This is a genomic window from Facklamia lactis, assembly GCF_015863205.1.
In the GTDB taxonomy this organism is placed as follows: Bacteria; Bacillota; Bacilli; order Lactobacillales; family Aerococcaceae; genus Facklamia; species Facklamia lactis.
Genome location: NZ_JACBXQ010000005.1, coordinates 184,285 through 198,429, shown reverse-complemented (window position 1 = coordinate 198,429; position 14,145 = coordinate 184,285). Strand labels below are relative to the sequence as shown.

At 36.8% G+C, this 14,145-nt stretch carries 13 protein-coding genes; 12 read left to right on the top strand and 1 reads right to left on the bottom strand.

Features of this window, described 5'->3' with window-relative positions; all coding sequences use genetic code 11:
• The first annotated feature begins 172 nt into the window (after positions 1-172).
• The 8 genes from HZY91_RS09000 (at position 173) to HZY91_RS08965 (ending at position 7,978) form a co-directional block, all read left to right on the top strand.
• Entirely contained in the window at positions 173-1,756 is a 1,584-nt protein-coding gene (locus HZY91_RS09000) for a hypothetical protein (protein WP_197115942.1), read from the top strand.
• A gap of 217 nt (positions 1,757-1,973) precedes the next feature.
• On the top strand, positions 1,974-2,456 hold the full coding sequence (locus tag HZY91_RS08995; RefSeq protein WP_197115941.1) for a hypothetical protein: 483 nt from the start codon (positions 1,974-1,976) through the stop codon (positions 2,454-2,456).
• Between the two features lie 138 nt (positions 2,457-2,594).
• A complete protein-coding gene (locus HZY91_RS08990; protein ID WP_197115940.1) occupies positions 2,595-3,638 on the top strand; it encodes a uroporphyrinogen decarboxylase family protein in 1,044 nt (347 codons plus the stop codon).
• Positions 3,639-3,778: 140 nt separating this feature from the next.
• Entirely contained in the window at positions 3,779-4,528 is a 750-nt protein-coding gene (locus tag HZY91_RS08985) for a DUF4336 domain-containing protein (protein WP_197115939.1), read from the top strand.
• Positions 4,529-4,708: 180 nt separating this feature from the next.
• Entirely contained in the window at positions 4,709-5,389 is a 681-nt protein-coding gene (locus HZY91_RS08980; protein ID WP_235991550.1) for a Crp/Fnr family transcriptional regulator, read from the top strand.
• Between the two features lie 112 nt (positions 5,390-5,501).
• Positions 5,502-7,379 carry a heavy metal translocating P-type ATPase gene (locus HZY91_RS08975; protein ID WP_197115938.1) on the top strand — a complete coding sequence of 626 codons (1,878 nt, stop codon included), beginning with the start codon at positions 5,502-5,504 and terminating at the stop codon, positions 7,377-7,379.
• A gap of 50 nt (positions 7,380-7,429) precedes the next feature.
• Positions 7,430-7,723 (top strand): iron-sulfur cluster repair di-iron protein, ric, encoded by a 294-nt coding sequence (locus HZY91_RS08970; RefSeq protein ID WP_197115937.1) that lies wholly within the window; start codon positions 7,430-7,432, stop codon positions 7,721-7,723.
• Positions 7,724-7,744: 21 nt separating this feature from the next.
• A complete protein-coding gene (locus tag HZY91_RS08965; RefSeq protein ID WP_197115936.1) occupies positions 7,745-7,978 on the top strand; it encodes a heavy-metal-associated domain-containing protein in 234 nt (77 codons plus the stop codon).
• Between the two features lie 56 nt (positions 7,979-8,034).
• On the opposite strand, the gene HZY91_RS08960 is transcribed toward HZY91_RS08965, so the two are convergent.
• Positions 8,035-8,916 (bottom strand): helix-turn-helix domain-containing protein, encoded by an 882-nt coding sequence (locus HZY91_RS08960; protein WP_197115935.1) that lies wholly within the window; start codon positions 8,914-8,916, stop codon positions 8,035-8,037.
• Between the two features lie 289 nt (positions 8,917-9,205).
• Here HZY91_RS08960 and HZY91_RS08955 point away from each other — a divergent pair, with 289 nt between their 5' ends.
• From HZY91_RS08955 to HZY91_RS08940, 4 genes are all read left to right on the top strand, one after another.
• Entirely contained in the window at positions 9,206-10,276 is a 1,071-nt protein-coding gene (locus HZY91_RS08955) for a galactose ABC transporter substrate-binding protein (protein WP_235991627.1), read from the top strand.
• Positions 10,277-10,351: 75 nt separating this feature from the next.
• A complete protein-coding gene (locus HZY91_RS08950) occupies positions 10,352-11,860 on the top strand; it encodes a sugar ABC transporter ATP-binding protein (protein WP_197115934.1) in 1,509 nt (502 codons plus the stop codon).
• 23 nt (positions 11,861-11,883) lie between these two features.
• Positions 11,884-12,903 carry an ABC transporter permease subunit gene (locus HZY91_RS08945; protein ID WP_197115933.1) on the top strand — a complete coding sequence of 340 codons (1,020 nt, stop codon included), beginning with the start codon at positions 11,884-11,886 and terminating at the stop codon, positions 12,901-12,903.
• Between the two features lie 221 nt (positions 12,904-13,124).
• Positions 13,125-14,129, top strand: a complete 1,005-nt coding sequence (locus tag HZY91_RS08940; RefSeq protein ID WP_197115932.1) for a hypothetical protein — start codon at positions 13,125-13,127, stop codon at positions 14,127-14,129.
• Positions 14,130-14,145 lie beyond the last annotated feature (16 nt).

Genomic DNA, 14,145 nt, shown 5'->3' with positions numbered 1-14,145 from the left:
CGATCTTTCTTCAATCATTTTCCGACCTCTTCAAACTTTTTTCACTGTCTTAGTGTAATAAATCAACAAAGTGTTCAAGCTTCGATAATAACTTCTTGCTATGATAGAGACAGTTAATAAGGCTTAACAAGTTGTGTGAAAGAAGGCAATTGAAGAAAGGGAGGTTATAAAAATGGTAAATAAGAAAGTATTAGGCTTAATAGCAACCGGTTTAATGGCGACTCATCTAGTCACAGTAGTGGACATAAGTCAAGAAATGATGGGTGGCAATAAGCTTTATGCGCAAGAAGAAGCAATAGGATCGGTGACGGTTGTTCCTGTAAATGAAAGGTCAGCTGTAATTGAGGGAACGAGTATAGGGGATGCAACGATTTCTCTTGTTTTCCCACAAACGGGAGAAGAAGTGACTACCACAGCTAATGAATTAGGTTATTGGTCGCTTAGTGTACCAGAATCTTATTCATTAGCAGAAGGTGAGAGCCTCTCGTTAACCGTTCATAGCCCAGAAGGTTCGATTGAAACAAAAGAAATAGTCGTAGAAGCATCAACCGAAGAAGAAAAACCTGAAGTCATAGAACATTTTGTAAAGATTGATTCTGTAACCGTTGAAGATGGTTTTGTTTCGGGAACAAGTTCTCCTAATGCAACAGTAAGTGTACGTTTCCCACAAACAGGAGAAGAACCTGTGACACAGGCGGATGAAGAAGGGAAATGGATGATTGCTGCTCCTGAAACTTATGATTTCCAAGTGCAAGAAATATTGGAAGCAACAGCTACATCTACTGATTCGCAAGTTGAGAAGGATCAAATAGCAGTAGAGGAGGAAGATGCAGAAGAAGATCATTATTTGGAAATGGATCCCATTACATCTAACGATTCAGTCATCACAGGTCAAACAAGTCCCCAGGCGACGGTAACATTCTTTCTAAATGCTACTGGGGAAAAAGTGACAGTAGAAGCAGATGAAGAAGGGAAATTCAGTGCACCATTACCAGATGGTTATGAGTGGACCGTAGGTGAAATTGTTCATGGATCTTCTACTTCAGTAGATTTAGAAACAGCTACGGATGAAGAGCGTGTGATAGAAGAAGAGGCTGAGCACTTTGTGACGCTTGACCCTATTTATGTTAATGAGTCATCAGTAAGTGGAACGAGTCTTCCAGGCTCAACGATTACCGTTCAATTTAAAGCGACGGGAGACAAAGTGACAGTAGAGGTAGATGCAGAAGGAAGTTGGTCAGTTGAAGTACCAGAATCCTATGAATGGTCCGTAGGTGACTTAATTCAAGCAACGGCCACTTCACCTGATTTAGAAATTGTCACAACGGAAGCTACGGTTCAATCAGAGCAAGTTGAGCATTTTATTTCGATTGACGATATACAGGCTGGAGATCGTCTCATTACCGGTAACAGCAGTCCCCATGCGACGATTACATTAATGTTTGTAAAGACAGGTGATAAAGTGACAGTTGATGCAAACGAGAAAGGTTATTGGGAAGTTGCGATACCAGAAGACATAGAGTTGCTGGATGGAGATCAAATTAATGCGACGGCGACCGCTGAAGATTTATCTGTTGCTTATCAGGAAGCTTTTGTAGAGGATCCAGCTGGTTCTGAGTCCACAACCACCACTGTGGCTGCTCCCTCTGATCAGTCAATGCTTCCTAATACAGGTGAAAAGACTTCGTGGTTATTGATTCCTGCGACTTTGTTAGGGGTTTTAGGAATAGGGATACTGTATATCTACCATAAATAAGGCTAGGATAAATTTTAAAGAGTCTAGCAGATAGTGACTAGGCTCTTTTATGTGGTAATTTTCATTGTAAAATTATAATTAATTAATGTTTTCATTAAAAATTCATATTTGTATGGCATAATACTATTATAAAGGTTATTTTGGTGTTAAAATTGTTGGTAAGTCGAATAGACTCTCCGGTGTTATGGTGGTTTTAAAAAAGAAAAGAGGAAATAAGATGATAAAGAAAAAGAGAATAATTTTGCTTTCAATTCTAATGGTTGCTTTATCCTCAGCGTGGAGTTTATTCACAACATCAAAGGTGTCAGCTCAAGAGGATTCAGAGGTTGAGGAGACAACTGCCACAACGGTTGAAGAAAGCACCGTAGAAGAAAACCCAGTTGAAACAACTATAGAAGAAGTTGCGGAAGAAGTAGAAGAATCAACGTCGGATCAGGGTCAAGCACAGTTCGTGACGATCAATCCTGTTTATGAGAATGACCATGTTGTGAGTGGTACAGCTTCAACCAATACGACGATTGCTGTTTTATATATTGGAAAAGGGCAAATGATTACAGCAGGTGTGGACGAAGAAGGAAATTGGTCTGTTGAAATCCCTAAAGATTTTAAATTGAAAGCAGGCGAAGTTTTTCAAGCAACGTCTATATCAAGAAAGCTACAAGTAGTGGTTGCAGAGGTAGAGGTTCAAGAAGCAAATTAATAATCATTTATAGGACAGTTCTTTTAAGGGCTGTCTTTTATTATTGATTTTCGGTCATAATAGATGGTCTTTCTATCTATAAATGGCTTTGTTATACTCTGTCTAGAAGGATGATCATTTTGATAGAGGAGGTGGCAGATGGAAGCCCTCACCCCGAAAGAACGAATTTATTATATGGATACTGGTAAGGAGCTAGATCGTTGGCCAATTATGCTTTTTCATGGGACCGTAGCCACTCGCTTACTTGGCTTAAGCTATCAGGAATGTCAGCAATCTTCTGATTATCTTGCTAGACGAGAAATTGAGTTTTATCGACGTTTTGCCTGTGATAATGTTTCGATTGAATATGGCCTCTGGGCCTTACCTCAGAGTTTAGGAACCGTGTTTAACTTTGTTAAAGACTCAGCCCCGTTGATAAAAGAGTATGCAATGAATCAAATTGATGAGGTAGATCAATTAAATTTCGATAAATTATCTTTTGAAAAAGATAGGCGACAACAACAGGTTTATCAAGCAATTGAAAAAGTTCAAGAGACTATTGGTCATGAGGTTATTTGTGATTTTGATTTAATGGGCCCTTTTTCTACGGCGATTAGTATCATTCCCATGCAGGAAATGATGCGTTCATTACGCAAAAGTCCTGCCAAGGTTCACCAACTGTTACAAGCCATAACGGATTGTTTGCTAGCAATGATTGATCATTTCAGTGTGTTAGAAATTAACTATGGTTTGACAGATTCTGTTGCTTCTAATGATTTGATTGGCCCCACACAATTTGATGAGTTCGCTGCCCCTTATCTTAAGCAGCTAGTGGATCGGATTCACTTTCATGGACGAAAGGTTAATTTACATATGTGTGGCAACATTTCACCCAGCCTTGAATCAATCGGTCACTTAGGATTGGATTGGCTGAGTATTGATCAGAAAATGAACTTAATGGAAGTGAAGCAAAGGATTGGGGATCAAGTTGGCTTACAGGGCAATGTCGATCCCATTAATGCCTTTTTATATGGACAACCTCCTGCTATTCAAACCGAAATAGAGCGGGTCTATGAACAAGGCTGTGATAGTCCTAAGGGCTTTTGTCTAGCTCCTGGCTGTAGTATCCCTTTGAGAACCCCTTTTGAAAATATTGAATTTTTTATGGAAGTGGCACAAAAAATTTACTTGAAAGATAAATGAGAATAGGGCTTTTAAAATGCTAGTTTAGACTGAAGATGGATAATAAGCTTTGAGACCGATTCATTAGATAAAAAGACGCTTTATACTTAAATAAAATAAAGGATAAGCTTTGAATAATTCAATAGAAAAGAGAGAAAATCATGTCTATTTATCTTTATCAACCTCTTTATCATTTAAAGAAAATCAGTGAGAATCTATGGATTGTGGACGGAGATCAGATTAATATGACAGTGGGTCCCGTTAAAATTCCGTTCCCTACTCGGATGACAGTTGTTAAATTAGCGGATGATGAGTTATGGATCCATTCGCCAATTAAACCGATGGATTCTTTACTAACTTCACTGAATCAATTGGGCAGCGTGCGGCACTTAGTCTCACCTAATAAACTTCACTATGCTTCCATGGAGGAGTGGAGAACTCTTTATCCACAAGCTATTACTTGGTATCCTCCTGGTTTGAAAGAACAACTGAGAAAACAAGATGATCACTTTGTGTTTGATCGAGAATTACTTGACCAAGCGCCAGAAGATTGGGAAATGGAGCTCGACCAACTGGTGTTTAGGGGAAGTGCTTATATTGAAGAAGTCATTTTCTTTCATAAATCAAGTCGTACATTGATTATGACCGATTTGATTCAGAACTACCGCCTAAGTCAGACCCATAGTAGAATGATGAAAACCTTGTATCGATTAGGAGGAATCGTAGCGCCTTGTGGCAAGACGCCTTTAGACTTAAGAAAATCATTTCTGGGCCATCATGATATAGTGAGAGAACAAATTGAACAAATCTTGAAATGGCATCCGGACAAATTGATTATTAGTCATGGTGATATTTTTGAATCGAATGTTACTGAAGAATTGAAGCGAGCTTTTGATTGGGCAAGTAAATAAACAATGACCATTGCGAACTCTTCATCATGATAACGGATTAAATAAGGTTTTGGTATAACTATTAACCCAATAATGGAAGTTGGGGCGTCAGTCTTAGAGGTGCATCTTGATCTAAATCAAGTTATAAAATTTAGAATTAGTCTATCATATAACATATCATATAAAGAAGGGAGCACTTGAATGATTCACAAATATAATTGTGTTCGGATTGTTCCAATTTTTAATCATTTAGATGAAGCATCGATGGCATTAATTAGAGAGAAAGTTCGCCATCGACAATTAGACAAGGGGGAGTATCTTTATCAGGCTGGAGAGCAGACAAATAATCTATTTGTCTTGCATTCTGGCATGGTAAGAGTGTTTCGCTTAGTAGAATCTGGTAAAGAACAATTAGTCAGGATTTTACAGGCAGGTGATTTTATGGGGGAGTGGTCTCTGTTTAATGCTGGCCATGTCCATGAAAATTATGCCCAAGCGATGCGTTCGACCTCAATTTGTATGATTCAGCATGAAGACATGCAAGAATTCTTAAAAGAATATCCTGAGATATCCTTAAAGCTTTTGGGTGAGATGTCTCGCCGTCTCGATCAATCTGAAAAGCAAGCGACACAGTTATCAACGGAACAGGTGGGAACTCGTCTTGCTTTTTTTATTGCAGACCAAGTGCAAGGAGATCAAGACCAAGATATTGAACTCGAGCTTCCTATTAGTCGTAAAGATATCGCTTCTTATTTAGGAACCACACCGGAAACTATTAGTCGCAAGTTTAAGGATTTAGAAAAGCAAGGTTTGATTCAACAAATATCTTCAAAAAAAATCAAGATACCGATTGTTGATGATTTGCTACTTTATTCTGAATAAGCATTCAGCCACCTTCCTAATTAGGAAGGTGGTTTTTCTTGATAGAGGTCAAGGTTTCCTCTCTTGATTCTAGGTAAACTCTAGATAAATAAAAGTTGGAGGGGGAAATAAAATGCAAAAATGGATTTATAAGAATAAAAATAAACTGGCGGTATTTTGTGGGGTACTCATTCTGATTGCTTTTCTAGGAAGGTTTGTGTTTAAACAGGAGAATGCCTCTCAATATCCTTTTATGATAGCAGGTATTTTGGGAACTTTTCCGATTGCTTATCAAGCTTATCAAGCATTAAGGATAAAAGTAGTAAGTATTGATGTTCTTGTAACAATTGCAGCAATTGGAGCTTTTATGATTCAAAATTATGAGGAAGCAGCGATTGTAACCTTTTTATTTTTATTAGGGTCTTATTTAGAGCAAAGAACCCTTAATCAAACGCGATCTGCGATTCGTGAACTAACCGAAATGGCTCCCGAGACTGCGTGGTTAAAGACTAAGGAAGGTTTTGTAGAAGTGTCCATTGAGGAAGTAGAGGTGGGGAATCTTCTCATGGTAAAAACCGGTGCTCGTGTTCCAGTAGATGGTAAAGTCGTGTCAGGGCAAGCCAGTATTAACGAAGCGTCTATTACCGGTGAATCGATACCGCTCGCAAAAGAAGTAGGTTCAGAAGTATACGCTGGAACGATTGTAGAGAATGGAACGATTCAGATTGAAACGAGTAAAGTGGGCGAGGAGACAACATTTGGCAAAATTATTAGTTTAGTGGAAGAGGCACAGGATTCAAAATCAGAGGCAGAACGTTTTATTGACCAATTTTCAAATTATTATACGCCTTTCGTCCTACTACTTGCTTTTATTGTTTATATATTTACTCGAGAGGTTGAACTTGCGATTACCATTCTAGTTTTGGGGTGTCCTGGAGCACTAGTGATAGGAGCGCCTGTGTCAAATGTGGCGGGAATAGGTAATGGTGCAAAACATGGTATTCTTTTAAAAGGAAGTGAAGTAATTCATGAATTTAGTAAAGTGGATACCTTTGTCTTTGATAAAACCGGAACTCTTACAATAGGAAAACCTTCAGTTGCCAGGATTAAAACCTATGGTTCTAAGACGGATCAGGCACTCTGCTACCTAGCTACTATCGAAGCAGAATCAGACCATCCTTTGGCTAAGGCGATTATCGATCAAGTTGGTAAGACATTGGATGTAAAAGTAGAGAAGACTGAGGTTATTAAAGGTGGAGGTATTAAGGCTGAAATTGAAGATCAACAAATAATTATTGGGAATCTTAGCCTTATGAGAGAAGAAGGAATTCCTATTGGAATGGAAGTCCATCAAGATATTCAAGCTTTTGAAGAGAATGGCTATTCATTAGTAATGACAGCGGTAGAAGGTGAGTTGAAAGTATTAATGGGAATTCAAGATCAAGTGAGACCTGGAATTAAAGAGGATCTCAATTCGCTTAAACAGTTAGGGATAAAAGAGCTAATGATTCTATCAGGTGATAACCAAAAGACAGTCGATCTTGTGGCTCAAGAAGTTGGAATTGATAAAGCGTATGGACACCTCTTACCAGAAGATAAGGCAAGCATGATTGAACAATTACAAGCAGAGGGCAAAAGGGTTGCTTTTGTAGGTGATGGAGTGAATGATAGCCCCTCTATTGCACTTGCTACAATTGGAATTGCGATGGGAAATGGCACCGAAGTGGCGATTGAAAGCTCAGATGTAGTCATCATGAATTCTGACTTTCATCGTTTACCTCATGCCTTAGGATTAGCCAAAGCAGCAGTTACCAATATGAAGCAGAACATTATGATAGCGGTGGGTGTGGTGCTTTTCTTACTGATGAGTTTGCTTATGAGTGATTGGATGAATATGTCATTAGGAATGCTTTTACATGAAGGGAGTATTCTAGTTGTGATATTCAATGCTATGCGTTTATTATCATATCGACTGAAAAATGTTTGGCAGCTTGATCTAGATCAAGGATAAATGAATGGCTAGCGTATATGATAAATAAGAAGATTAAGGAGGAGTGTATGATGGCGAATATTCAAACTTGGTTGGGAAGAAATAGTGAAAAATTGGATCTTTATACTCAAGCTATAAGTAACGTGCATGGTAGAAGTCATCCTGAAGCTATTGAAGTTAGAGAAATTTATCAAGAGCTTCAAAGTAAAATTAAACATGAGGAGTTGGACCACTTGGACTTAGATGAATTGTTTCAAACATTACGAAAGCTCACACATCAATACCAAGTGCCTGATGATGTATGTCCTACGTATAAAGAAGTCTATCATTTATTAGCAGAAGCCGATAAAGTCTATCATGATTAAGAAAAAGAAAGGAAGAGATATATGACTAAAGCGATTATTAAATTAGAAAGTTTAGCTTGTCCATCTTGTATGCAAAAAATTGAAGGAGCAGTTAAAAATTTGGCAGGAGTAGAAACTGGGACCGTGAAAGTTTTATTCAATTCGGGAAAAGTAAAGCTAGATTTTAATGAGCAGGAAGTATCCATTGCAGAGATTGAAGCAGCTATCACTAACCAAGGCTACACTGTCATTAAGTCGACAACAAAACCTGTTTAAAAGATTGAAAGGAGCTAAAGCCTAGCTCCTTTTTTTGTTATTTAATAGCAGTGTTATTACTCAAGAAACTTATTCCGAATAAATAGAGCTTCATCAATCGCTTCATCACTTATAAAGCGGAATTGGGAAGGAGAGTGGCCATAGTAGTTTTTGAATATTTTTGAAAATTGAAAAGCGTCTTTATAGCCAATCGTGTCTGAAATCTCATTGATTTTCATATGAGAGTCTCTTAATAATTGTGCCGCTAGATTCATTCTTAGTTCTTGAACAATTTGTTTTGGCGATTGATTGTAGTAATGTTTACAAATTTTGAAAAGATAGTTGCGGCTGATATCAAAATATTTAGCAATATCTTCAATGGTTAAGCCGGTTTGAAAATTTTCATAAATATAGGCATAAATTTCTTCAGCAAACGTTAGATCAGTGTTTTCTAAAGGATCTCCTGATATTCTCTTGGCAGAGAGTTCTTCATTGATTAAGGAGATTAATTTGTAAATCCGACTGTATATAAGAGCAACCTCGCTTGTATCCGAGGTTTTGACATACCTTAAGAACGTAACCGTATCAATAGTGTAATTGAAGACTTTGCTTTGATCAGTTAAGTGGAAGGTATCAGAAGAAAGAACCAATGTATGATTGAGATAATGGTTAATATTATTACCACCAAGACCGATCCAGCAAATAGTCCAAGGATCCTTTTCATCTGGAGCATAATAAACAGCATGATTTTTTTTTAGAACAAAACAATCATTCGCAGATAAAGTATAGCTTTTGTTATTCACTTTATAAATTCCTTTACCCGATAAAACTAAATGTAAAACATAATCATGTTTTACCGTATAATCATTGATTTGATTTGGAAGATATTTCTGAGTCCCTGCCTCAATTAAAGATATTTCGCCATTATCCAGTAAGAAATGTCTCCAGTAACTTTTCATTTTTTCTCCTTAAGTATCTAATAAAATAATAATAACAAAACATTCAACAAAATGACATATTTTTGTTACTAAAAGCCATATCAAAATGATGGGAAGAAATATATAATCTATCCTGTAAGGGTTTTCACCATTTTATCATAATATTTTAACATTCAAGCGTGAGTTTTTAATTAAATTTGTTTTCATGCTATTTAAGGAGGTTATTATCAGGTAGAAGATGGCATTTTGTATTTGTGTAATGACTTGTTGGGGAGAAAAGTAGCGATAGATAAATAAGAAGGAGAATCACATGATAAATAAGATGAAAAGAATATTTGTAGTTTTTGCATTAGCGTTCCTTACGTTAGGAAATCTTTCTGTATTAAATGTTAAGGCAGAAGGTGAGACATATGATGTTGGGGTGGCTATTTATCAATACAATGATAATTTTATGACATTATTTAGAAATGAGCTTGAGACCTATTTCAAAGAATTAGGTGAGGCTGATGGAAATACCTATAATGTTGAATTCCAAGATGGAAAGAATGACCAAGCCACTCAGACCGAACAATTGAACAACTTTATTGCTCAAGGAAAAGATATTCTAATCGCAAACTTAGTGGATCCGACTGGAGCTGACCAGATTATATTGAACGCCATGAATGCTGACATACCAGTTGTATTAATCAATCGTGAACCAGATGTGTCGACTTTAGAATTATGGCCAGGTAAAACAACGTATGTTGGGGTAGATGCTCGTCAATCTGGGGTCTTCCAAGGTGAAATTATTGCCGAATTAGAGAATAAGGGAGACATCAATGGGGATGGCGTCGTAAATTACATTACGATTATGGGAGACGCTGGAAACGTAGATGCTGAACAAAGAACTAAATACTCTGTGGAAACATTATCAGAAACCATTAAAGCAGAATCATTAGGTGAGCCACAACGAGGTAACTGGGACCAAGCTAAAGGTCAAGAAATTGCAGCAAACGCAATTAGCCAGTATGGGGAACAAGTAGAAGTCATCTTTTCAAATAATGATGGAATGGCTTTAGGAGCGGTTCAAGCTATCAAAGGTGCTGGCCGCACTATCAATGAAGACATTTATATTGTAGGTGTAGATGCCTTACCTGAAGTAGTGGATCTGTTAGAAAATAATGAATTTACAGGAACCGTATTGAATGATCATTATAACCAGGCGAGAACAGCTGCTGATATTGCAGTTAAATTATTGAATGGTGAAGAAGTATCTCCATATTATTGGCACGATTATATTAAAGTTTCAAAACCAGAAGATGCGGAATTAGAACGAACAGAATATCGTGAAGAGTCCATAGAAGATTATCAAAAACGGATTAAAGATACATACGGAGAATAATAATTATTAAATGATAAAGGCTTCTTATTCTTAAAGGGATAGAAGCCTTTAAAATGTAGTTAGGATGTGAAATGTGTGGATAGCAATGTGGTTTTGGAAATGAAAAACATTGAGAAAGTCTTTCCAGGAGTCAAAGCTTTAGACAAAGCTCAGTTAACTTTAAAAAAAGGAACGGTTCATGCTTTGATGGGCGAGAATGGTGCTGGAAAGTCTACCTTAATGAAGTGCTTGTATGGTATTTATTATCACGATAGTGGGGAAATCTTATTGGATGGGAAAGAAGTAAGTTTTTCAACTTCAAAGGAAGCGATTGATCATGGTGTTGCGATGATTCATCAAGAATTGCAGCCGATTCCTCAGATGACGATAGCAGAGAATATCTTTTTAGGGAATTATCCAAAAAAAGGCTGGGCTGTTGACCATAAGAAAATGGAAGAAGAAACACAGAAATATTTAGATATTTTAGGATTATCCGTTTCTCCAGATACAAAATTAGGAGATCTTACCATATCGCAACAACAATCTGTAGAAATTGCCAAAGCGATTTCTCATAATGCCAAAATAATTATTATGGATGAGCCTACCTCATCATTAACTCAGTCTGAAGTTGAGGTTCTTTTTAAGGTAATTAATAAATTAAAGCAAGAAGGAATTGGCATTATTTATATTTCTCATAAAATGGATGAGATATTAAAAATTTCAGATGAGATCACGATTATGAGAGATGGACAGTATATTGGGACTTATGAATCAAGTAAAATTACCACACGAGAAATTATTAAGCATATGGTTGGACGTGAGTTAGTCAATCAATTTCCTGAAAAAGATTTTTCTCCCAAGTCCGATAATATATTAGAAGTAAAAGATTTTACTTCCCCTAATCCTCTTTCTTTTCAAAATTGCTCATTTAATTTAAGAGAAGGGGAAATATTAGGTGTCGCTGGTCTGGTTGGAGCACAGCGAACAGAATTAATGGAAGCTATTTATGGTTTGCGAGAATATCTTCCTGATGGCCAGTTAATCTATCGAGGCAAAGAGATTATTAATCATAATCCGAAAGAAGCCATCAAACAAGGTTTTGCATTGGTAACGGAAGATAGACGAGGATCAGGGATATTTGGGGTTCTTTCTGTGAAAGATAATATTATTACAGCTTCCTTACCCAATTATCGAGATGCCTCAAAATTATTGAATGAAAGAAAAATACAAGATGTTGTAGTACAAGGCGTTAAGAGTATGCGAGTCAAAACGCCCTCTTCAAGCACTGAAATTCAAAATTTATCAGGGGGCAACCAACAAAAGGTGATATTAGCTCGGTGGTTGGCAACGAATCCTGATGTCTTTATCTTGGATGAGCCAACAAGGGGAATTGATGTAGGGGCTAAATTTGAAATCTATGAAATAATCTTAAATCTTGCTCGTTCTGGAAAATCGGTTATATTAATTTCTTCAGAAATGAGTGAAATCTTAGGGATTTCTGACCGCATCATGGTCATGTGTGAAGGAAAAATATCTGGCTTTTTGGATAAAGAAGAAGCCACACAGGAAAAAGTGATGGATTTAGCAACGAAATATATGCAATGATCGTTAGTTTTGGAGGAAAAAGAATGACAGAAGAGAATAAGAATATAACAAAAAAACCATTTAAATTAAAAGATTGGATGATTGAAAATGCATTAGTAGTCGTCATTATATTAATGGTCATTTATACTGCTTTTAGTGCGGGAAACTTTTTGAGTTTTAATAATTTGAAAAATATCCTGTCGAATGTCTCTGTAAGATTTATTATAGCGTTGGGGATTTCAGGACCTTTAATTATTCGAGGAACGGACTTATCTGCTGGTCGAATTGTAGGGATCAGCTCAGTTGTTGCCGCTATATTCTTACAAAGAGCTGAGGCTCCTGGAGTCATGTATCCAAATGTTGCCGGATCTCCGATTATAGTAGCTTTAGGAGTTGTATTATTAGTAGGACTTTTCTTTGGACTTATTAATGGAATTATCATTTCTAAATTTAATGTCCCACCTTTTATTGCAACACTAGGGATGCAGATTGCAATATACGGATTAAATATGATGCTATCTCAAAACGCACCAATCGGATCATTGAATACTGATTTCACTAAATTTGGTGCACTGGGTCTACGGATGGGGGATATTCAAATACCGTATCTTGCTTTTATTGCATTGGCAATTGGAGTCATCATGTTTATTTTATATCGTAGAACCGTATACGGTAAGGAAATGTATGCGATTGGTGGGAATGAGATCGCAGCAGAAGTTTCAGGAGTGAATACAAGTAAATCTAAAATATTGATTTATTCGCTGGCCGGTATTCTATATGCGCTTGCTGGATTTTTATTAACTGCCAAAACAGGATCAGCTGCGGTAACCGCAGGAACTGGTTATGAGCTGGAAGCAATTGCTGCGGCTACCATTGGAGGAGTCTCTACTTCAGGTGGTGTTGGAACGGTTCCAGGAATCCTAATTGGGGTTTTAGTTTTTGAATTATTGAAAACATGCCTACAATTTTTGGGAATTACTCCAGAAATGACCAATGTTGTTCAAGGGATTGTGATTGTAGTAGCGGTTGCTTTAGATATTCGAAAAACAATGAGAAAAAAATAATCTGTTTACATTTAAAATCTCCCAAAATTTTTTTGATCTTTTGGGAGGTTTATTTTTATTTCGATGCTCTCACAATATGTGGGGGGTTCTTCAACCACTATGTGCCTTTAAGAGATAGTTAAAGTCTTCCTAATAATGATCATTATCAATTAATTAAAACTTTTGCTATAGTATGGTTGGGTGGTCGAGCGTCTATTATGTAGAGAAATGAGGAAAAACCAATGAGAAAGAGTATCAGCTGTCTTCTGTTGTTTCTCGGCTGTTGGTGGATGATTAGCTTGAACGGTTTAGGACATGTATCAGTAGAAGCAGTAGACCAAGGGGATGTTGTTGAATTTGGTAAACTTGAAATTGAACTTCCTAATTATTGGAAAGAAAAGAAGAATCAGCAGGATTTGAAAGAGTATGCGTATCAAGATTTGTTTCTGATTATAACGAGTCCTAGTTATTATATGGACACTCAACAAGCTAGTGTTGAGGAGATTGTGGATCAATCCAAGTTAGAATTAGAGGATTGGGGTGTCAAGATTGAGCGAGAGGGCCCTTTGGCGAATAAAGATGAGGATTGGGAGGCGTATTTTTATCAATATGTTGATGAGAATGAAGGCCTTTCTCAAGAAGTGAAGATGATTATTGCGAGTCCAGACAAAACACCTATTATCCTATTAATGGGGTCAGACGTAGAAAATAACCAAGAGCTGACAGATGAATTTGATCACTTGTTGGAAATGATGGGTTATGATTCATTGTCGGATACTGACGCGAGCCATCAAGAAGTAACGAAACAAAAAAATCAAAAACTGAATCTTGATTACATTTATTGGGATTCACCGAGCGAGACAGCTGGAACTTTTGCTTATATTTTAGAATCAAATCCGATAATAGAAAGCAAGCAGACTGAATATGGGACGGCCATTCATTATGAATTATCCAAGCATTTAGAAATATACGAATATGAATCCGATAATAGTATGTATCTTCATTATCATCGCTTAGGGTTATTGGATATTCAAGATATTTTAACGTTTATTAATTACCAAGATCGTCAGGAACTGTATAATACAATTCAACAAAAAATTCAGCAACCTGGTGTAGATCGTGTTTCCTACTATATTGAATATCCTGGTAAATTGATAGGGATCACTGTTGATCCAAGAGGGTTACAACTTCATATAACGAATAATGCAAAAATAATTAAAGATTTTAAAGAAAAATATCCTCAGTAATTGGGGAAAAGTAAGA

What these genes read in the sequence shown, in the direction of transcription:
- HZY91_RS08985 (WP_197115939.1), top strand. Translation starts at nt 3,779, where the DNA reads ATGTCTATTTATCTTTATCAACCTCTTTATCATTTAAAGAAAATCAGT.
- HZY91_RS08975 (WP_197115938.1), top strand. Translation starts at nt 5,502, where the DNA reads ATGCAAAAATGGATTTATAAGAATAAAAATAAACTGGCGGTATTTTGT.
- HZY91_RS08965 (WP_197115936.1), top strand. Translation starts at nt 7,745, where the DNA reads ATGACTAAAGCGATTATTAAATTAGAAAGTTTAGCTTGTCCATCTTGT.
- HZY91_RS08990 (WP_197115940.1), top strand. Translation starts at nt 2,595, where the DNA reads ATGGAAGCCCTCACCCCGAAAGAACGAATTTATTATATGGATACTGGT.
- HZY91_RS08955 (WP_235991627.1), top strand. Translation starts at nt 9,206, where the DNA reads ATGATAAATAAGATGAAAAGAATATTTGTAGTTTTTGCATTAGCGTTC.
- HZY91_RS08945 (WP_197115933.1), top strand. Translation starts at nt 11,884, where the DNA reads ATGACAGAAGAGAATAAGAATATAACAAAAAAACCATTTAAATTAAAA.
- HZY91_RS08960 (WP_197115935.1), bottom strand. Translation starts at nt 8,916, where the DNA reads ATGAAAAGTTACTGGAGACATTTCTTACTGGATAATGGCGAAATATCT.
- HZY91_RS08970 (WP_197115937.1), top strand. Translation starts at nt 7,430, where the DNA reads ATGGCGAATATTCAAACTTGGTTGGGAAGAAATAGTGAAAAATTGGAT.
- HZY91_RS08995 (WP_197115941.1), top strand. Translation starts at nt 1,974, where the DNA reads ATGATAAAGAAAAAGAGAATAATTTTGCTTTCAATTCTAATGGTTGCT.
- HZY91_RS09000 (WP_197115942.1), top strand. Translation starts at nt 173, where the DNA reads ATGGTAAATAAGAAAGTATTAGGCTTAATAGCAACCGGTTTAATGGCG.
- HZY91_RS08940 (WP_197115932.1), top strand. Translation starts at nt 13,125, where the DNA reads ATGAGAAAGAGTATCAGCTGTCTTCTGTTGTTTCTCGGCTGTTGGTGG.
- HZY91_RS08980 (WP_235991550.1), top strand. Translation starts at nt 4,709, where the DNA reads ATGATTCACAAATATAATTGTGTTCGGATTGTTCCAATTTTTAATCAT.